This is a genomic window from Gammaproteobacteria bacterium (assembly GCA_035501935.1).
In the GTDB taxonomy this organism is placed as follows: domain Bacteria; phylum Pseudomonadota; class Gammaproteobacteria; order JAJPIJ01; family JAJPIJ01; genus JAJPIJ01.
The window spans coordinates 1-18445 of sequence record DATJVC010000017.1; the positions used below are offsets into that span (position 1 = coordinate 1).

At 64.6% G+C, this 18445-nt stretch carries 20 protein-coding genes and 1 pseudogene; 13 read left to right on the forward strand and 8 right to left on the reverse strand.

All coding sequences use genetic code 11. The features are described from left to right. A partial coding sequence (locus VMH34_04100; GenBank protein HTT07953.1) for a GatB/YqeY domain-containing protein occupies positions 1-140 on the reverse strand: 140 nt, incomplete at its 3' end. 159 nt (positions 141-299) lie between these two features. Further along, a pseudogene (gene rpsU / locus VMH34_04105) lies at positions 300-479 on the reverse strand (30S ribosomal protein S21). Between the two features lie 88 nt (positions 480-567). Between rpsU and tsaD the strand changes: the two are divergent. After that, positions 568-1581 (forward strand): tRNA (adenosine(37)-N6)-threonylcarbamoyltransferase complex transferase subunit TsaD, encoded by a 1014-nt coding sequence (gene tsaD, locus VMH34_04110; protein ID HTT07954.1) that lies wholly within the window; start codon positions 568-570, stop codon positions 1579-1581. Between the two features lie 7 nt (positions 1582-1588). On the opposite strand, the gene plsY is transcribed toward tsaD, so the two are convergent. Then, on the reverse strand, positions 1589-2176 hold the full coding sequence (gene plsY, locus VMH34_04115) for a glycerol-3-phosphate 1-O-acyltransferase PlsY (protein HTT07955.1): 588 nt from the start codon (positions 2174-2176) through the stop codon (positions 1589-1591). A 79-nt stretch (positions 2177-2255) separates the two neighbouring features. Here plsY and folB point away from each other — a divergent pair, with 79 nt between their 5' ends. The 3 genes from folB to VMH34_04130 are packed head-to-tail and all read left to right on the forward strand — an operon-like array spanning position 2256 to position 4256. Further along, positions 2256-2609 (forward strand): dihydroneopterin aldolase, encoded by a 354-nt coding sequence (gene folB / locus VMH34_04120; GenBank protein ID HTT07956.1) that lies wholly within the window; start codon positions 2256-2258, stop codon positions 2607-2609. A gap of 10 nt (positions 2610-2619) precedes the next feature. Further along, positions 2620-3060, forward strand: coding sequence for a hypothetical protein (locus VMH34_04125; protein HTT07957.1), 441 nt, complete (start codon positions 2620-2622; stop codon positions 3058-3060). A gap of 5 nt (positions 3061-3065) precedes the next feature. After that, a complete protein-coding gene (locus VMH34_04130) occupies positions 3066-4256 on the forward strand; it encodes an SAM-dependent methyltransferase (protein ID HTT07958.1) in 1191 nt (396 codons plus the stop codon). A 9-nt stretch (positions 4257-4265) separates the two neighbouring features. Here the strand turns inward: VMH34_04130 and VMH34_04135 are convergent, their stop codons facing one another. Genes VMH34_04135 through VMH34_04150 form a run of 4 tightly spaced genes read right to left on the reverse strand, consistent with a single transcriptional unit; the run spans position 4266 to position 9192 of the window. Further along, entirely contained in the window at positions 4266-5033 is a 768-nt protein-coding gene (locus VMH34_04135; protein ID HTT07959.1) for a class I SAM-dependent methyltransferase, read from the reverse strand. Next, on the reverse strand, positions 5030-6238 hold the full coding sequence (locus VMH34_04140) for a multifunctional CCA addition/repair protein (GenBank protein HTT07960.1): 1209 nt from the start codon (positions 6236-6238) through the stop codon (positions 5030-5032). Before VMH34_04140 ends, VMH34_04135 begins: the two co-directional genes overlap by 4 nt. Positions 6239-6252: 14 nt before the next feature. Then, on the reverse strand, positions 6253-7221 hold the full coding sequence (locus VMH34_04145) for a complex I NDUFA9 subunit family protein (GenBank protein HTT07961.1): 969 nt from the start codon (positions 7219-7221) through the stop codon (positions 6253-6255). Between the two features lie 6 nt (positions 7222-7227). Beyond that, positions 7228-9192 (reverse strand): transglycosylase SLT domain-containing protein, encoded by a 1965-nt coding sequence (locus VMH34_04150; protein ID HTT07962.1) that lies wholly within the window; start codon positions 9190-9192, stop codon positions 7228-7230. A gap of 123 nt (positions 9193-9315) precedes the next feature. Between VMH34_04150 and VMH34_04155 the strand changes: the two genes are divergently transcribed. The 9 genes from VMH34_04155 to VMH34_04195 all read left to right on the forward strand — a co-directional run bounded on the left by VMH34_04155 (position 9316) and on the right by VMH34_04195 (position 17351). Beyond that, a complete protein-coding gene (locus tag VMH34_04155) occupies positions 9316-10104 on the forward strand; it encodes a sulfite exporter TauE/SafE family protein (GenBank protein HTT07963.1) in 789 nt (262 codons plus the stop codon). A gap of 7 nt (positions 10105-10111) precedes the next feature. Continuing rightward, a complete protein-coding gene (locus VMH34_04160) occupies positions 10112-10678 on the forward strand; it encodes a nitroreductase (protein HTT07964.1) in 567 nt (188 codons plus the stop codon). Positions 10679-10680: 2 nt separating this feature from the next. Then, a complete protein-coding gene (locus tag VMH34_04165; protein HTT07965.1) occupies positions 10681-11703 on the forward strand; it encodes an asparaginase in 1023 nt (340 codons plus the stop codon). Continuing rightward, positions 11703-12131: a secondary thiamine-phosphate synthase enzyme YjbQ gene (locus VMH34_04170; GenBank protein HTT07966.1), complete on the forward strand. Its 429-nt coding sequence runs from the start codon at positions 11703-11705 to the stop codon at positions 12129-12131. The genes VMH34_04165 and VMH34_04170 overlap by 1 nt, the downstream gene beginning before the upstream one ends. Before the next feature lie 24 nt (positions 12132-12155). Next, complete coding sequence (coq7, locus tag VMH34_04175) at positions 12156-12809, forward strand: 2-polyprenyl-3-methyl-6-methoxy-1,4-benzoquinone monooxygenase (GenBank protein HTT07967.1); 654 nt, start codon at positions 12156-12158, stop codon at positions 12807-12809. Beyond that, entirely contained in the window at positions 12806-13504 is a 699-nt protein-coding gene (locus tag VMH34_04180; GenBank protein HTT07968.1) for a pirin family protein, read from the forward strand. The genes coq7 and VMH34_04180 overlap by 4 nt, the downstream gene beginning before the upstream one ends. 14 nt (positions 13505-13518) lie before the next feature. Beyond that, positions 13519-15306 (forward strand): monovalent cation:proton antiporter-2 (CPA2) family protein, encoded by a 1788-nt coding sequence (locus tag VMH34_04185; protein HTT07969.1) that lies wholly within the window; start codon positions 13519-13521, stop codon positions 15304-15306. Positions 15307-15387: 81 nt separating this feature from the next. Further along, the gene (locus tag VMH34_04190; GenBank protein HTT07970.1) at positions 15388-15837 is read left to right on the forward strand and encodes an Hsp20/alpha crystallin family protein; all 450 of its coding nucleotides are present in this window, start codon (positions 15388-15390) and stop codon (positions 15835-15837) included. A 128-nt stretch (positions 15838-15965) separates the two neighbouring features. After that, the gene (locus tag VMH34_04195) at positions 15966-17351 is read left to right on the forward strand and encodes a DegQ family serine endoprotease (GenBank protein HTT07971.1); all 1386 of its coding nucleotides are present in this window, start codon (positions 15966-15968) and stop codon (positions 17349-17351) included. Between the two features lie 181 nt (positions 17352-17532). Here VMH34_04195 and VMH34_04200 read toward each other — a convergent pair whose 3' ends face one another. Further along, positions 17533-18399 (reverse strand): HAD-IA family hydrolase, encoded by an 867-nt coding sequence (locus VMH34_04200; GenBank protein ID HTT07972.1) that lies wholly within the window; start codon positions 18397-18399, stop codon positions 17533-17535. Positions 18400-18445 lie beyond the last annotated feature (46 nt).

The following is an 18445-nucleotide window of genomic DNA, read 5'->3' on the forward strand; positions in this document are numbered from 1 at the left end:
GGGTCATCGAGGGTGATGCGCTCGTCCACTTCGCGCTGTTTGATGGCGGCGGTGATGAGCCGCAATGCCCCGAGGCGGCGCTTGTCCTGCGCCCGCATCGCCGCCTTCACATCCTCATTGATACGTTCTTTGAGCACGATCGCGGGAGAAATCAAGCCCGTCGAATCGGGCGGCGTGATCCAGAACGGCGATCAACGCCGGCGATCCCCGCCGCGACCGCCGCGTGCGGCCAGACGAGCCGCCGCCTCGCGTTGTTTGAGCAGCTTCTGTTGCGGGGTGGTCGCGATGGAGGTGCGGGAAACCTTTTTCTGCCAGCGCTTGACCGCGGCCGCCGCCTTGCGCTTGCGCACCTGGGTCGGCTTTTCGTAGAACTCACGGCGGTGGATTTCGGCCAGGATACCGGCCTTTTCACAGGCGCGCTTGAAACGGCGCAGGGCAACGTCAAACGGTTCGTTGTCGCGAATCTTTACTGTTGGCATGCAGCTTTTATTTCCTTTCCAATTACAGGCGCTATGCAAGGGGCGGCCATTGTAGTGAGGAGGCCGGTTAAATGCAAAAATAGCTTCCATGAAAGTATTGGGCATCGAAACGTCCTGTGACGAGACCGGGGTGGCGGTTTACGACGCCGAGCGCGGACTACTGGCGCACCGGCTGTACACGCAGGTGGCCATGCACGCGGCCTACGGCGGGGTGGTGCCTGAGCTGGCCTCGCGCGATCATGTGCGCAAGACCGTGCCGTTGATCCGCGAGGTGCTGACGGCAGCGGGCCTCACGATGCAGGACTTGAATGGCGTGGCCTACACCGCCGGGCCGGGGTTGATCGGCGCGCTGCTGGTGGGCGCCGCGGTCGGCCGCGCGCTGGCCTGGTCGCTCGGCATCCCGGCCATCGGCGTGCATCACATGGAGGGGCACCTGCTCGCGCCCATGCTTGAGGATGATCCGCCGCCGTTTCCGTTCGTGGCGCTGCTGGTCTCCGGCGGCCATACGCAGTTGTTCCGCGTCGAAGGCGTGGGTCATTACACCCTGCTCGGCGAATCGCTGGATGATGCCGCCGGCGAGGCCTTCGACAAGACCGCGAAAATCCTGGGACTGGGTTATCCCGGCGGCCCGGCGCTGGAAAAACTGGCGAAGCAGGGCAGGGCAGGCCGTTTTCGTTTCCCGCGCCCGATGACCAACCGGCCCGGACTCGATTTCAGCTTCAGCGGCTTGAAGACGCACGCGCTCAACACGCTGGCGCAATGCGGCGGCGACGCGCAAAGCAGGGCCGACATCGCGCTCGCCTTCTCCGAGGCCGTGATCGACACGCTGGCGATCAAATGCCGCCGCGCCTTGAAGCAGACCGGTTTGAAGGCGCTGATCGCGGCGGGCGGCGTCAGCGCCAACGCGGCATTGCGCGCGCGGCTGGAGGACATCGCGCGTGAAGCGAAGGGTCGTGTGTATTACCCACGCGCGGAATTCTGCACCGACAACGGCGCCATGATCGCCTATGCCGGTTACCGGCGGCTGGCCGCCGGCCAGCACGAGCCGCTGTCGTTCCAGGCCCATCCGCGCTGGCCGATGTCCGAATTGCCGGTGGTATGAGAGAACCTCAATTTCTGTCTATGCGGTCTTCAGTGCCGGCGAGCAGGTTGCGGATGTTGGAGCGATGGCGCCAATAGAGCAGTGCGGACATGGCCGTTGTGGCGAATAAACAAGACAGCGGGTAGTTCCACCACCACGCCAGCGCGGGCGTGACGGCGGCGGCGGTGAGCGCCGACAGGGAGGAAATCCTGAATATCGCGGCCATGAGCAGCCAGACGGCGATGAAGCTCAGACCCAGCGGCCAGGCCAGTCCGAGCAGCACGCCGATGAAGGTGGCGACACCCTTGCCGCCCTGGAAGCGGAAGAACACGGGATAGAGATGGCCGAGAAAGGCCGCGCCCGCCGTCAGTCCGAGAATAAGAGAGTCCGCGCCCAGGGCCCGGGCGAGCAGCACGGGCAGCAGGCCCTTCAAACTGTCGCCGATGAGGGTGGCCGCCGCCGCGCCCTTGCCCGCCACGCGCAGCACGTTGGTGGCGCCGGGATTGCCGGAACCGGCGGCGCGCGGGTCGGGCGCGCCGATGACGCGGCAGACGAGGATCGCCGTCGAAATCGATCCGCACAGATAGCCCACCGCGATGCTGAGGATGCTCCACATGACGGCATTGGAAGGCATCCGCGCTTGACAGGTCAAGAGCGCTTCGGTCTCATGTGTCCTCCGGGAGCGGGGGCGGGGCATGGACATTCTCTACATCCACGATTTGCGCATCGACACCGTCATCGGCGTGTATGATTGGGAACGGCGCATCCGGCAGACCGTGGTCTTTGACATCGATCTGGGCGTCGACGTGCGCAAGGCGGCGGCGTCCGACGGCATCAATGACGCCGTCGATTACGGCGAAGTGGCGCAGCGCGTCATCGCCTTCGTCGGGGCCAGCCAGTTCACGCTGGTGGAGACGCTGGCGGAAAAGGTGGCGGAACTCATCCAGAACGAATTCAAGGTGCCGTGGCTCAGGCTCAAGCTCAACAAACAGGGCGCGGTGCGCGGGGTGCGCGACGTCGGCGTGGTCATTGAGCGCGGTAAAAAGTGAGGGGGAGTATATGAACAACAAGCGCAACCTTGGAAATGTACTCTGGATGCTGGCGCTGGCCTTGGTGCTGGGTGCCTGTGCCCGCATGGAGGCGAGCAAGCGCGCGGACGCGCTGGATGACGCCACCAAGACTTATGCCCAACTTCTGCGCTGGGGGCAATGGAGCGATGCCGTGAAGTACATCGTGTTGCGCAAGGGCCAGCCCAGACAGGTGAATTTGGACACGCTGAAGGACATTCGCGTGTCTTCCTATGAGATCAACGATATGGTCATGGCATCGGATCAAAAGGAGGCTGCGGTGACGGCGGTGATTACCTTCTACCACGAACGATCCGGCGTCATTCATACGCTGGAGGATCACCAGGTGTGGTGGTACAGCGATGAGGGCAGGCACTGGTTGCTCGACTCCGAACTGCCGGATTTCATCGGAGCATTGAAGAAGAGGCAGTGACCTCCGTGGGTTCCACGGGCGCTTCGCGGGCCCTGCCGTTGCCGACCGGCGAGGCGGCGGAGCACAGCAATACACTCCGTAATCGCATTGCCGCCGCCATCGACAGCGCCGGCGGCGCCATTCCCTTCCGCGAGTTCATGTGCATGGCGCTCTATGAGCCGGGGCTGGGTTATTACGCCGCCGGGGCGGCCAAGTTCGGCGCCGCGGGGGATTTCGTCACCGCGCCGGAAATCTCGCCGTTGTACGGCCGCTGCCTGGCCCGGCAGATCGCAGAGGTGTTGCGGGCGCTGGATGGCGGGGATCTGCTGGAGTTCGGCGCCGGCAGCGGCCGGCTCGCCGTCGATGTGTTGCGGGCGCTGGCGGAGGAGGGCGTCCTGCCCGCGCATTACCACATCCTCGAAGTCAGCCCTGATCTGCGCGCGCGCCAGCAGCAGTTGATCCGCGCCGAATTGCCGGAATACTGCGGACAAATAATCTGGCTGGATCGCTTGCCAAAGCCATTCGCCGGGGTGGTGCTGGCGAATGAAGTGCTGGATGCCATGCCGGTGACCGTGTTTCGCAGGCAAAAGCACGGCTATGCGGAGATGTACGTCGGTTGCCAGGATGGAAACTTTCACTGGAAGGAGAAAGACATCCCGCCGGATTCCGAACCCGCACAGGCCATTGCCGCGTTGGAGAAGGAATGCGGTGAATTCGCCGCCGGCTACACCTCCGAATACAACCCGCTGCTCGGCGGCTGGTGGCGTGCGCTGGGCGATTGTTTGCAGCGCGGGCTGGTGTTGATCGCGGACTATGGCCACCCACGCCGCGAGTATTATCACCCGCAACGCGTGCGCGGCACGCTGCTGTGCCATTACCGTCACCACGCGCACGACGATCCGTTCCTGCACGTGGGCTTGCAGGACATCACCGCCTCGGTGGATTTCACCGCCGTCGCCGAATCCGCGCAAGCCGCGGATTTCACGGTCGCCGGCTACAGCACGCAGGCGCATTTTCTGCTGTCGCTGGGCCTGCTGGAATACTATGAGGAGGCGGTGCGCGTACAACCCGACCATGCGCCGATCTTGTCGCGGCAGGTGCAGCAGCTGACACTGCCGGGCGAGATGGGCGAGCGCTTCAAGGTGCTCGCCGCGACCCAAGGGCTCGACCTGCCTTTGCGCGGCTGTTCCGCCTTCAACGCCCTCGAACGTTTGTAGATTGCGGCTCTATTCCACTTTCGGCGCCGGGCGCGGGCGAAATTGGAACAGGAGTTTCATGCCGGTCTTGCGGATGGGGAATTTTTTGACGAGCGCGAAGCCGTATTGGTCGAATAGCTGCCGCAGATTTCCCTCGGTAAACAGACCGACGTGCACCGGCGGTGAAAACCCGGCCCAATCGGCGACATTTGCCGGCAGGTTGGGGCTGCCGAGATCGGGCGTGGTGATGAAGATGTGGCCGCCCGGCGCCAGGGTGGCGGCGAAGAGCTTCATCAAATCATGCGGATTGCTCACGTGCTCGATGACTTCCGAGCAATGAATGAAATCAAATTTTCTTTCCGGCCGGTAGTTGTCATATGACATGCATTCAAACCGGCACGCCGGAAATTCGCGGCGCGCGTAGGCGATGCTGCCGGTATCCACGTCGAGGCCGGTGGCCTCGGCGCCGAGCCGGCGCGCGGCATTGACGAAGAAGCCGCCGCCGCAACCCACGTCAAGCACGCGCTTCCCGCGCAGATAACCCCACAGGCGCAACCCGCGCAGCAGCGACTTGCGTCCACGCGAGCCGGCATGCGGGTAGAAGGCCTGGTTGATCTGCCGCCATCCCTGGTAGGTTGCGTTGAGCCGGCGCTGGTCCGGCATCGGATTGAGAAAAGCAAATCCGCAGTCTGTGCAGCGGTCGTGGCGATAGCCCTTTATTTCCAGATAGAAGCCGATCCGCGCTGAGTTGCAGAGTGGACAGGCGTGGAGGGCAATGCCCTCCGGAGTTTCATTCATGGTGTCAACGCGCGGATGGCGGCGGTGCGGAGTTGATGCAGTTCGCCGGCGAAGGCCTCGCCGGCCAGGCCGCGTTCCAGCAGCGTGGTGGTGTCCACCGCCACGGCGGCCTGCCGCGCGCGGCGCAGCAGATCGGCCTGCGGGTAGGGCTGGTCTTCCAGCCCGAGCCGTCCGCGCCGGTCCGCTTCGCAGGCCAGCAGAAACTGTTCAAAGCGCTCCGGGCGGCGAAAGGCATCGGTCGATTCCAGCAGCTTGAGCTTCGTGTCCGGGCGCAGCTCGTCGGCGCGGTGGCAGAGGCCGTGATAACGCGCGACGATGATGGCCAGTTCCCGATAGTCGTTCGGCACGCGGCAGCGATCGCATAATTCCTCCAGCAGGCGCACGCTGCGCTCTTCGTGGCCGTGATGCCGCGGCAGAAACTCGGCGGGCGTCGTCCCTTTGCCGAGGTCGTGCATGAGCGCCGCGAAACGGATGCGGGGGTCGTCGCTCAACCGCGCCGCCTGATCCAGCACCAGCAGAATGTGCACGCCGGTGTCCACTTCCGGGTGATAGTCGGCGCGCTGCGGGACGCCGAAGAGCCGATCGATCTCCGGGAACAGCACGGCCAGCGCGCCGCATTCGCGCAGCACCTCGATGTAACGCCTGGGGTGTAATTCAGCCAGCGCCCGCACTGTCTCCTGCCAGACACGCTCGGCGGTGAGGTCGTTGAGTTCGCCGTCCGCCGCCATGGTCCGCATCAGCGCCAGGGTTTCCGGGGCCACGGTGAAATCGAGTTGCGCCGCGAAGCGCGCCACGCGCAGCACCCGCAGCGGATCCTCGACAAACGCGGGCGAGACGTGCCGCAGGGTTTTCGCGTTCAGGTCCGCCTGGCCGCCGTGGAGATCGACAAGCGCGCCCTGTTCGTCCTCGGCCATCGCATTGATGGTGAGATCGCGGCGTTGCAAATCCTCCTCCAGCGTCACCTCGGGGCTGGCGTGCACGGTGAAACCCTTGTAGCCGCGCCCGGACTTGCGCTCGGTGCGCGCCAGGGCGTATTCCTCGTGCGTCTGCGGATGCAGGAACACGGGGAAGTCCCTGCCGACTGGTGTGTATCCCAGTGATTCCATCTGCGCCGGCGTGGCGCCCACCACCACCCAGTCGCAGTCCTTGGTTTTCAAACCCAGCAGCCGGTCGCGCACGGCACCGCCAACTTTGTATATTTTCACTTGATTGCGGGTGTTCAGGCCGGAAGGCTGATGCGGTGGCGGAAATCATCGTAGCGTCGGCGCTGTCCGGAAGGCAGCAGATAATCCGGCGCGACCGCTTCCAATGGCGTGGGCATGATGCCCAGCGCAGCGAGCGCGCCGCCGCCCACGCAGATGCTGTCCACTTGCAATGAACGCAGATTGTCGCGCGAGAAGGGCTTGCCCGGGGCGTATTCCAGCACGCTGGCCTGCAGTTTCGAAAGAAAATACGGCAACGGCACAATAAAGCGACGCACCCCGATGATTTGCGCCGTGTAGGCCACCAGCTGATGCAGTGTATACGTCCGCGGGCCGCACAGGTCGTAACGCCGGCCATAACTGTGCGGATCGTCGAGGCAGCGCGCCATTGCCTCCGCCACATCAGTCACGCATACCGGCGCAAAACGCGCTTGGGGACAGGCCAGCGGAAAAAACAACGGCGTCCAGCGCAACAACTGGGCAAAACGGTTAAGAAATCTCTCGCCGGGACCGAAGATGACCGAGGGACGGAAACTGGTGACCTGTAAACCATGGCGCGCCGCATCTTGGACCAATTCCTCCGCCCGGCCGTTGCTTTGCAAATAGTGACTCGGGCCGGCTGGACTGGCGTGCAGCGCGCTCATGTGCAACAGGCGATGTACGCCCAGATCGCGGCAGGCGGCGATGAGCTTCTCCACCAATTCGACATGGACATGATGGAAGTCGCGGCCGTCATCGCCGTGCTCATTCAGAATGCCGACCAGATTGATGGCGGCCGTGCAGCCTGCAAGATGCATGCGCAGATGGGCCGGGTTGTGCACGTCCGCCTCGATCAGCCGGAGGGTCGGGATCACCAGCAGGTCGCGGTGCTTTTCCCGGCGGCGCGTCAGGACCTTCAAGCGGTGGCCATCCCGCGCCAGCCGGCTGATGAGGTGGCGGCCCACGAAACCCGTGCCGCCCAGCAAGGCGATCTGATGCGTGTGCATGGATGATCAGTTCACGCTGCAGAACGCGGGGGTGCCGTTGACGGGGGGGATGGCCGCGAGGCGCTTCAGCAACGGCGTCACCGCCTGCTTCAGGCGCATTTCATACACGGCGGCATGATAGAGCAGGCCGCGCACGTAGCGCCGCGTCTCCGTGATCGGGATTGTATCCACCCAAATCTCCGCCGGCGTGCAATGGTCGGCGGGCCGCCACTGCTGCACCCGTTTGGGTCCGGCATTGTAGGCCGCCGCCGCCATCGCCAGGTTGCCGTCGTACTTGTCCAGCATGGCGCGCAGATAAGTGCTGCCGAGAAACACATTGGTCTTCGCCGACAGCAATTCGTTCTTGCCCTTGTAGGGATATTTCAATTTCCTGGCGGTTTGTCTGGCGGTGGCGGGCATGAGCTGCATCAAGCCCACCGCGCCGGCGGGCGATCGGATGTCTTCGCTGAAGGCGCTTTCGCTGCGGATCAGGCTGTACAGCACCGGCAATTCCAGACCGCGCGCCTCGGCGGTCTGCTCCAGCAGCGTTTTGTAGGGCAGTGGATAGCGCATCTCCAGATCGCCGTACTCATGGGCCTTGTTCAGCGCCAGCAGCGTGCGGTCATACCACTCTTGTTGATAGGCGGCGATGGCCGCCACCCCCAGCCCATGCGCGTCCAGCGACTGGATCGCGTACTGCCATTCACGCCGCGCCTCGGTGCTCAGGCCCAGCTGCCGCAATTCCAGCGCCCGCCGTATGGCCGGCCGTTTCAGAAAGGCCCCGACTTCCGCCATCGGCCGTTCCAGCGGCTGGTGAGTGATGTCATAGAAAACGCCCAGGCGTTCCGCCGCGCGCAGCCCGTAGTAATCGTGTTCCTGCGCCAGCGATTGATATTCGCCGTGCGCCGCCGCGGCGTCGCCGGTTTCCTCCAGCGCGCGCGCGTGCCAGTAGCGCCAGCACAGCGCGTCCATGTCCGGCGCGGGCGGGCGTTCCGTCCATTGCCGCAACCGCCGCCAGTCGCGATGCTGCAATGCCGTCATCAACTGCGCCAGCTGCACCTTGTCGGTAACCGCACCAGCGGGGACCTCATCCAGGAAGCGCGGCGCGTTGTCGAGGCGTTGCCGGGCCGCCGCGAGCGCGATGGCCGCGGTGATTGCGCCCTGTTCCTCCGCACTGTAGGCGTAGCGCCCGTGCAGTGCCTGCCATCGGGCGTGGGCCCGATCGGCGTCCTGTGCCGCCAGCCGCTCGATGCCCTCGCGAACGATGAAGCGGACGCGCGGATGATCGGTTTTCAGGGCGGCGACGCCCAGCGTGGTCTCGGGTCTGGCGTGCATGTTGCGCCACAAGACGAACCAGCGTTTGTCCGCCGCCGGCAGGGAATTGCCGAGGGCGGCGGCTTCCCCGGCGCGATTGTTTCGTGCCAGGGCGATGACGCGTTGCCAGCGCAAGTCCGCGGCCGTGGCGGCGTCGCTGTGTTCCAGCAGCGCGGCCATCACCGCATCGCAGGATTTGGGCAGAACCTCGTCGCTTCCCCACAGGGACAAAAGCCCGGGCCGCAGATCCTCCTGCCAGCCCGTCGCCAGGCGCGTTTCGAAATAATAGCAACGCAAGGTGGGATCCCTTTGCGGCGTGTAGTCGCGCAGAAAATCCTCACGGGCCTGCCGGCGGGCGAGCAGCATCAGCCAGTCGGCGCGGAGTTGCTCGCCGAGGCTCGAACCGCCATCCGCCGCCATGAACGTGTGCACCGTTTCCGCCGGGGCATGTTCCAGATCGTGATCCAGCATGGCGTATTGCAGATAGGGATAAAGCACGTAATTCTCGAGGCCGGACGCCAGTTTCCTGCCGCGTGCGTAGTCTTCCTTCTGAAAGGCGTGGTAGGCGTCGAGAAAACGCTCACGCTCACCGGCGGCGGGCAGCGCCGGCGCCGGCAGGCACAGCAGGGCGCCGAGCAAGACGCGGGCGGCGCCGAGCGAGTGGTTGGAGAGGCTCATACAGTCATTTTCGGCGTTGCCGCCAGCGCCTGCAACTCCGGCCGGTATGGAGTGATTTCCGAAACCGGAAGTCCGGGGTGGATTTGTTCAGAGCTTCAATATCACTTCGGGTACAATTTCATCATGACGTTGCTTCTGCTTTATGCCCTCGTGGGCGTGGCGGCCGGGTTTTTCGGCGGTTTGTTCGGGCTGGGCGGCGGCATCGTCGTGGTGCCGGCCCTGTACTTTTTATTCAAGGCCGCCGCCTTTCATCCGGAGGTGATGATGAACATGTCGGTCGGCACCTCGCTCGCCACCGCCGTCTTCACCGCCACCACCTCCACCTGGGCGCATCACCGTCGCGGCGCCGTGCAGTGGCCGGTGGTACGACGGCTCGCGCCGGGCGTGCTGGCCGGTGGCCTGCTGGGCGCTTTCGTGGCCGGCGGGATCCCCGCCAATGGGTTGCGGGTGTTTTTCGGTCTTTTCGAAATCGCGGTTGCCTGGCAGTTGCTGCGCAACTGGCGGCCCAAATCCGGCCGCGGATTGCCATCCACCGCCGTCATGATTGCGGTAGGTGGTGTATTCGGCGCGCTTTCCGCCCTGCTCGGCATCGGCGGTGGCACGCTGACGGTGCCCTTTCTGTTCTGGTGCAACATCGGCATGCGCGAATCGGTCGCCACCTCGGCCGCCGTCGGCCTGCCGATCACACTCGCCGGCGCGGTGGGGCACGTACTGGCCGGATGGGGGCAGTCGGGACTGCCGCCGGGGAGCACCGGCCACCTCTATTGGCCGGCCCTGGCCGCCATCGCCGCCACCAGCATTTTTGCCGCGCCGCTGGGCGCGAAGCTGGCGCACGCGCTGCCGGTGGACACGCTGAAACGCGCCTTCGCCGTGGTGGTGGCGGTGGTCGGCGTGCGCATGTTGTGGGGCTGAAAATCAAATGACCGGAACAACGGCCACCGGTGAAACCGCGGCGCTGCTGCGCGGCCGGCGCACGACGCATGCGTTCAAGCCCGAGCTCCCGCCGCGCGAACTGATCCTGCAAGCCATCGAGCTGGCGCGCTGGGCGCCGAATCACCGCCTGACCGAACCATGGCGCTTTCACCTGCTGGGGCGGCGGACGGCCGGGGCGCTGGCGGATTTGAACGCGGAACTGACCGCGGCGAAGCAGGATGCCGCGGCGGCCGAGGCCAAGCGCCGCCGCTGGCTCTCGGTACCCGGCTGGCTCCTGGTGACCTGCGTGAAATCGGCGGACGCGGTGCAGGCGCGCGAGGATTACGCCGCCTGCGCCTGCGCGGTGCAGAATCTCATGCTGTACCTGTGGAGCCGGGGCGTGGGCACGAAATGGAACACCGGCAAGGTGACGCGCGATCCGCGGTTCTTCGAATGCGTGGGCGTGGACGGGGGCCGTGAAGAAGTCGTGTCGCTGCTCTGGTACGGTTATCCTGCGGAGGTCACGGAGACCCGGCGGCAGCCGCTGGAGAAAATTCTGCGCGAGCGGCCGTGACAATGGCGCTCCCCGCACATGTACCGCTGGCGGTCGCCACGCGCGGCGATACGGTGGAGTGCGTGCATTACGGTTCCATCGCCGTCGCCGACGCAAAGGGGAAAATATTGTGGTCTGTGGGCGACGCGCATGCGCCGGTGTTCGGCCGTTCGGCGCTGAAGCCGTTCCAGGCCATGCCGCTGCTGGCCCACCCGGAGGCGGGGAAATACCAGTTCACCGCCAGGGAGATCGCGATCCTTTGCGCCAGCCACTCCGGCGAGCCGCGCCATGCGGACGCCGTGCTCGGCGTGCTCGGCAAGGCCGGCTGCCATCTGCGTGATCTGCAATGCGGTGTGCACCCGCCGCTGTATCTGGAGGCGCTCGAACAGCGGCCGCACGCCGAGGACATCTACACGCCGGTGCATCACAATTGTTCCGGCAAGCACGCAGGCATGCTGGCGCTGGCGCGCCTGCTGCAGGCGCCGACGGCAACTTATCTCGAATCACAACATCCGGTGCAACAGGCCATTCGCGGTTGCGTCGCGCATTTCACCGGTGTGCCGGCGGCGGATCTGGCCGCCGGCGTGGATGGTTGCAGCGCGCCGAACTACGCAGTGCCCTTGTCGGCGCTCGCCGCCGCCTACGCCCGCCTCGGTGACCCGGCGCCAGACGCCTGCTACGGCGACGCGCCGGCGCGCGTGTACGATGCGATGACCCGGCATCCTGAACTTGTGTCAGGCCTGAAACGTTTCGATCTGGCGCTGACGCACACGGGCCACGGCGAATGGATCTCCAAGGGCGGCGCCGAGGGCGTGCAATGCCTGAGCGTGCGCCGGCACGGTTTCGGCGTTGCCATCAAGATAGCCGACGGCGCCACCCGCGCCGCGCAGACCGCCACCGTGGAGACATTGCGGCAATTGGAATTGCTGCCGAAGCCCGAGGACACCCCGTTGCGTGACTACCGGCGGCTGAGCCTGCTCAATGTGCGCGGCATACAAACCGGCGAGGTCTATCCGGTCTATGTGCTGCGCCGGGATGCCGGCTGATGCTGCTGCGACGGGAGACGATCCACGTGTCCACGCGCGGCCGCGGCGCTTATGAGATCACCGGCGCGTTGCGCGACCTGGCGCGCGATGTCCGCGGCGAGGGCATGTGTCATTTATTCGCGCAGCACACCAGCGCTTCGCTCATCATCTGCGAGAACGCCGATCCACAGGTGCTGCGTGATCTGGAAAATTTTCTGGCGCGGCTGGCGCCGGACGGCGATCCCCTGTTCCGGCACGACGCCGAGGGCGGAGACGACATGCCCGCGCACGTGCGCTCGGTGCTGACGCAAACCAGCCTCAGCCTGCCGCTGGCGGTGGGAAAATTGCTGCTGGGCGCCTGGCAGGGCGTGTACCTCTACGAGCACCGGCTCGCGCCGCATCGCCGCCAGGTGATCGCGACCTTGTGGGGCACCGACGAAAAACGTTGACGGCCTGTTATCATGTCTTCCTCGATGGATACTTCAGCAACGAGGAAATGGGATGTGGGCGATGAACTTATCGCCGCGTTTGACGCGGCGGTGAAGACATTGTGCGGTCCGTTGCCGCAGCCCTCCCGCCCGGCCCCCGACCGCGATTTGGAGGAAGTTGATCTCACTGCGGAGCAGTGCCGGCTGTCCGAGGGACTGATGCGCGTGAATCACAGCGGCGAGATTTGCGCGCAGGCGCTTTACACCGCGCAGGCCCTGACGGCGCGCGATCCAATTGTGAAGGATCGCATGCGGCAGTCCGCCGCGGAGGAGAATGACCACATGCATTGGTGCGCGCGGCGCGTGCATGAACTTCAGGGGCATTTGAGCTGGCTCAATCCGCTGTGGTATCTGGGATCGTTTGCGATCGGCGCCGCGGCCGGCGTGGCCGGGGACCGTTTCAATCTCGGATTTGTCGCCGAGACGGAAAGGCAGGTCGTCGAGCACTTGCAAGATCATCTGCAACGTCTCCCGGCGGCGGATCACAAGAGTCGCGCCATCGTGGCGCAGATGCGGGATGACGAGGCCCGCCACGCCACCAAGGCCGTCGAAACCGGCGCCGCGGAACTGCCGCCGCCGATCAAACAGCTGATGGCCCTGCATTCACGCGTGATGACCACGGTTGCGTTCTGGATATGATCGCACTGCGGCGCAGCCACGAGCGGGGCCACGCCAACCACGGCTGGCTCGATTCCTACCACAGCTTCTCCTTCGCCGATTATTACGACCCGGCGCACATGCATTTCGGCAGCCTGCGCGTGATCAATGAGGATTACGTGAACCCCGGCAGGGGTTTCGCCACCCACGGCCACCGCGACATGGAGATCATCACTTATGTGTTGAGCGGCGCATTGGAGCACAAGGACAGTCTGGGCAACGGCTCCATCATCCGCCCCGGTGACGTGCAGCGGATGAGCGCGGGCACCGGCGTCCTGCACAGCGAGTTCAACCCCTCCGCCACGGAGCAGGTGCATCTGTTGCAGATCTGGATTTTGCCCGATCGCAAGGACCTGCCTCCGAGCTACGAACAGCGCCACTTCGATCGACGGGAACTGCGCGGCAACCTGAAGCGGATCGCCTCGCCGGATGGCGCGGCGGATTCGGTGCGCATTCATCAGGACGCGCGTCTTTACGCCGCGGTACTGGAAGACGGCGAAGAGGTTGTTCATGCGATTTCCAGAGATCGCGAGATTTATGTACATGTCGCGAACGGACGCGTGTCCGTCAACGGCCATGCACTTGCCGCAGGCGACGCCGCCATGCTCAAGGGCGAAACCGAGGCGCGTTTGAACAAGGCCGGCGGGGCGGAACTGCTGCTGTTCGATCTGGACTGAAGCGGCGCATCGCCATGCTCGCGCAGATCGCCATCCTGCTCGCGGCCGCCGTCTTCGTTGTGCCGTTGTTCAGAAAGCTGAAGCTCGGCGCAGTGCTGGGCTATCTGGCCGCGGGCGTGCTGATCGGCCCGTGGTGCCTGCGGCTCATCACCGATGTCGGCAGCATCCTGCACTTCTCCGAATTCGGCGTGGTGCTGCTGCTGTTCATCATCGGCCTGGAGTTGCAGCCCTCGCGATTGTGGGTATTGCGGCGGTCGGTGTTCGGACTGGGTTCGGCGCAGGTGCTGATCACCGCCGTGATCATCGGCGCACTGGCACTGCCCGCCGGCCAGCACTGGCGGGTGGGCATCGTGATCGGCTTCGGTCTGGCCATGTCCTCCACCGCGTTCATATTGCAGACCCTGGCGGAGCGCGATGAACTGACGACACGGCACGGCCGCGAGGCCTTCGCCATCCTGCTGTTTCAGGACCTGGCGGTGATCCCGCTGCTGGCGCTGCTGCCGCTGCTCGCCCCCGACGGCGGCGCCGGTGTGCAGGGCGGCTGGGCGGAGGCCGGGCGCGCCATCGTGATCATCGCCGCCATGCTCGCCATCGGCCGGCAGGTGCTGCGCGGGTTGTTCAGGCTGGTCGCCAGATTCGGCAACCGCGAGCTGTTCACCGCGGCGGCGCTGCTGGTCGTGATCGCCACGGCGCTGCTGATGAACCGCATCGGCCTGTCCATGTCGCTGGGCGCCTTTCTGTCCGGCGTGCTGCTCGCGGACTCCGAATTCCGGCACGAAATCGAGGCCGACCTCGAACCCTTCAAGGGCCTGCTGCTGGGATTGTTTTTCATCGCCGTCGGTATGTCGGTCAACCTCGGATTGATCCGGGAACAGCCGCTGTGGCTGTTCGGCCTGGCGGCGGCGATGATCCTCGTCAAGTTCGCGGTGCTGTATGCCATCAGCCGCCGCGCGGGCGGTGACAACGCCACCGCCCGGCATCTGGCCGTGGCGCTGGCGCCCGGCGGTGAATTCGCCTTTGTGTTGTTCCAGGTGGCAAGCAGCCGGGGGATTATCGATGCCGGCATGGAGCAGTCGCTGGTCGTGGCGGTCACGCTGTCGATGATGCTGGCGCCTCTGCTCTATGCCTTGCAGGATCGCTGGCTGGAGCCGTGGCTCACGCAATCCGCCGAACCGGAATACGATCGCATCGATGAGCCGGGCAACCCGGTGGTCATCGCCGGCTTCGGCCGCTTCGGCCAGATCACGGCGCGCATCCTGCGCATGCGCGGCATCCCCTTCACCGCGCTCGAGAGCAGCCCGACCCAGATCGATTTCGTGCGCAGGTTCGGCAGCAAGATTTACTACGGCGACGCCTCGCGGCTGGATTTGCTGCGGGCGGCGAAGGTGGAGCAGGCGAAGCTCTTCCTGCTCGCCATCGACAATGTCGAGGCCTCGCTCAAGGTGGCGGAGGTGATGCGCCGCCATTTCCCGCAGGTGCCGATCTACGCGCGGGCGCGCAACCGGTTTCACAGCTACAAGCTGATGGACCTGGATGTCGCCGTGCTCTACCGCGACACCTATCTCTCCAGCCTGGAAATGGCGCGCGCGGTATTGCAGGGGCTGGGCATTCCGCCCGCGGAGGCCGGGAGGACAGTGACCATGTTCCGCGAATACGACGAGGCGCTGCTGCTGCGCCAGCACGCCATCTACCAGGATGAGGCGGCGTTGATCCAGAGCGTGAAGCAGGCGGCGGATGAATTGAAAAACCTGTTTGAATCAGACCCGACGACCCCCGCCAATGGCACCGACCCCCGCCCTTGAAAAACAGAATACCCGCCCCATCTATATCCTCATCAGGGCGTGATGGGCACGCCCGGAAACGATTTTGATGGAGGTAATATTATGACTCTGGTTCGTTATCAACCGTGGAGTGTATTCAATCAGTTACATCAGGAGTTGAATCGTCTGTTCGACACCGATGGCGATTTAAGCGTGGGTGCCGGTGGTTCGGCCCTGGTGGCGCCGCAGTGGGCGCCGGCAGTCGATGTCAAGGAGGAGGCGGATCGTTACGTAATCTTCGCCGACCTGCCGGGTGTGGCGATGAAGGACGTCGAGATCTCACTGGAAAAGGGCGTGCTGACCCTGAAGGGTGAGCGCAGCGCCGAGACCAGGGAGGAAAAGGACGACTATGTACGCGTGGAACGTACGCGCGGCAGTTTCTTCCGGCGCTTCAGCCTGCCGGAATCCGCGGATGCGGAGCGGGTGCAGGCCAAGGGCAAGGATGGCGTGTTGGAGATCACGATCCCCAAGCGCGAAAAGGAACAGCCGCGCAAGATCGCAGTACAGGCGTAATTGATTCATACTCACACCCACCCCGGGCGGAGGTCCTCCGTCCGGGGTGTTGGTTTTGGCGGGTGGGGGCTGTAAATACAACGGCGGTATTCGAAGTATAAACGCATTCAACGGGGATAAAAATCATAATGAACATCCGGCAAAACGCATTGCATCCCGCCGTGCTGGCCCTGACGGCCCTGCTGTCCCTGGATCCGGCGGGAATGCCCGCCGCCGCGGCGGGGCTGCCCCCGACGGCGGGTACGGCACCCATGCCCAGTCTGGCGCCGATGATCGAGCAGGTGACGCCCGCCGTGGTCAACATCGCCACCGAGGGTCATATCCAAATCGAGCAGAATCCGCTGTTCAATGATCCTTTCTTCCGTCATTTTTTCAATGTCCCCAGCCGCCCCCTCCAGCGCAGGACCCAGGCGCTGGGTTCCGGCGTCATCATTGACGCGCAGCGCGGGCTGGTGGTGACCAACAATCACGTCATCGCGAATGCCGATGAAATCCGGGTCAAACTGCGCGACGGACGCGTACTGGAGGCGAAGATGGTCGGCACCGATCCGGAAACCGATGTCGCCGTCATCAAGATTCCGCCGAAGGACCTGACCGCCCTGCCGATTGCGGATTCCGACAAGCTGCGCGTCGGTGATTTCGTGGTGGCCATCGGCAATCCATTCGGATTGGGGCAGACAGTGACCTCGGGCATCATCAGTGCGCTGGCGCGCAGTGGCCTTGGCATCGGCGAATATGAGGACTACATCCAGACCGACGCCTCCATCAATCCCGGCAACTCCGGTGGCGCGCTGGTCAACCTGCGCGGCGAACTCGTCGGCATCAACACCGCCATCTTCTCGCAATCCGGCGGCAACATCGGCATCGGCTTTGCCATTCCCGCCAACATCGTCCGCCAGGTGGTGGAACAGCTGGTGCAGTACGGCCAGGTGAAGCGCGGCGCGCTCGGCGTGCAGATGCAGGATCTGAACGCCGATCTGTCGCAGGCCTTCGGCATCGGCGACACCAAGGGCGCGGTGGTGGTGGCGGTCGAGCCCGGCTCGCCGGCGGAGAAGGCGGGACTGCAGCCCGGCGACGTGGTGACCGCCGTCAATGGCAAGCATGTCAATTCCGCCACCGACGCGCGCAATCAATTCGGCCTGTTGCCGGCCGGGGAAAAAATCAAACTGGACATCCTGCGTAACGGCAAATCGCAGCAGGTCAGCGCCGAGCTGACTGAGCGTACCGACCAGGGGGAGGGTGTCCGGGACGAACGGCTGGCCGGCGTCACCGTAACCGACATTGACAGCGACTCGCCGCTGTACGGCAGCGTCGAAGGCGTGTTGATTGTTGACGTGGAGCGCAACAGCCGCGCCTGGCGCAACGGCCTGCGCGCCGGTGACGTCATCACTTCGGTGAACCGTCGCGCGGTGGCCAACGTGAAGGAGTTGTTGAGCGCCGTCGGCCCCGGAAAAAAACAGCTGCTGCTGGGTGTGCGCCGCGGCAACAGCGCCGCGTTCATTGTCCTCAAGTAAGCCCTGAATGAGTCCATCCTGGACTTCTCAGGGCCCGGCCGGCAAAAAGCGCGTTTTTTGCCGGCCTCCGATTTTCAATGGCTTGTCGCCATTGAAAATGACGGCAGGACCCTTCGCGCACTGGCGCTCTTCCCTGTAGCGCAACTGCCTCAAAGAGCCGCGGAGATTGTGGCTGCTTTTTCTACATGGAGCTGGCGGCGGGAGTGTGTCCGGTGCGATAACGCGTCGTGCGCACCTGGCGGGTGGTGCTCAACTGCAGTTGCTTGAGCAGGGCCAGGTTGACGTAATTGATATCCGGCTCGATGCCGGACACCCGCTTGTGGGGGTGATCCGGTTCGCCCAGATGGTTGACCACCAGCGCCGCGCCCGGAAACGACTGGTGGCGGGTGAAGAAATGCGTGGTGATGATGGTGCGGATATGCGCACTTGTCGCGGCCTTCAGGCCGTTGACGGTGTCTTCAAAGGCGATGCAGGCGCTGGGCGGCAGGCCGAGCTTGTCCAGGACGTAGTGATATACCGCCGGTGACGGCTTTTTCTCCTCCACCACGTCAGATGTCGCCACCACGCTGAACCAGGTCTGCCAGTCCTCGCCCAGATTCAACGCCAACAGCGTCCTGACGTTGACATAAGCGGAGCTGGTGGCGATGGCCAGGTGAATTTTCTGCCCGCGCGCCTCGGTGAGCAGCCGCCGCACGCCGGTGCGCAGGGTGACGTGGCCGGCACGCAGCATGCGGCCGTAGTGCCCGGTCTTGGCGCGGTGCACGTCAGCGGCGAATTCAGGCAGCGTCGAACGATCGTGATGCAGGCCGGTGCGGGCGGCGTAGTGGAGAATGCGTTCGCGGCCGCCGGAGATGGCCAGCAGTTCCGCATACAATTCCGGCGTCCATTCCCAGTCCAGGCCGAAATCGTTGAAGGCCTCGTTGAAGGCCTGCCGATGAAACTCCTCGGTATCGGCCAGGGTGCCGTCGACGTCGAAAATCAATGCCCGCAGGTGCGGTGTATGCGGAAATTCCCAATTGGGGGCGGGGGAGTGCGTGTTAAAGCTCATTGCCAGAAACGCTTCATGCTTCTTTGATTATAAACGATAATTTACA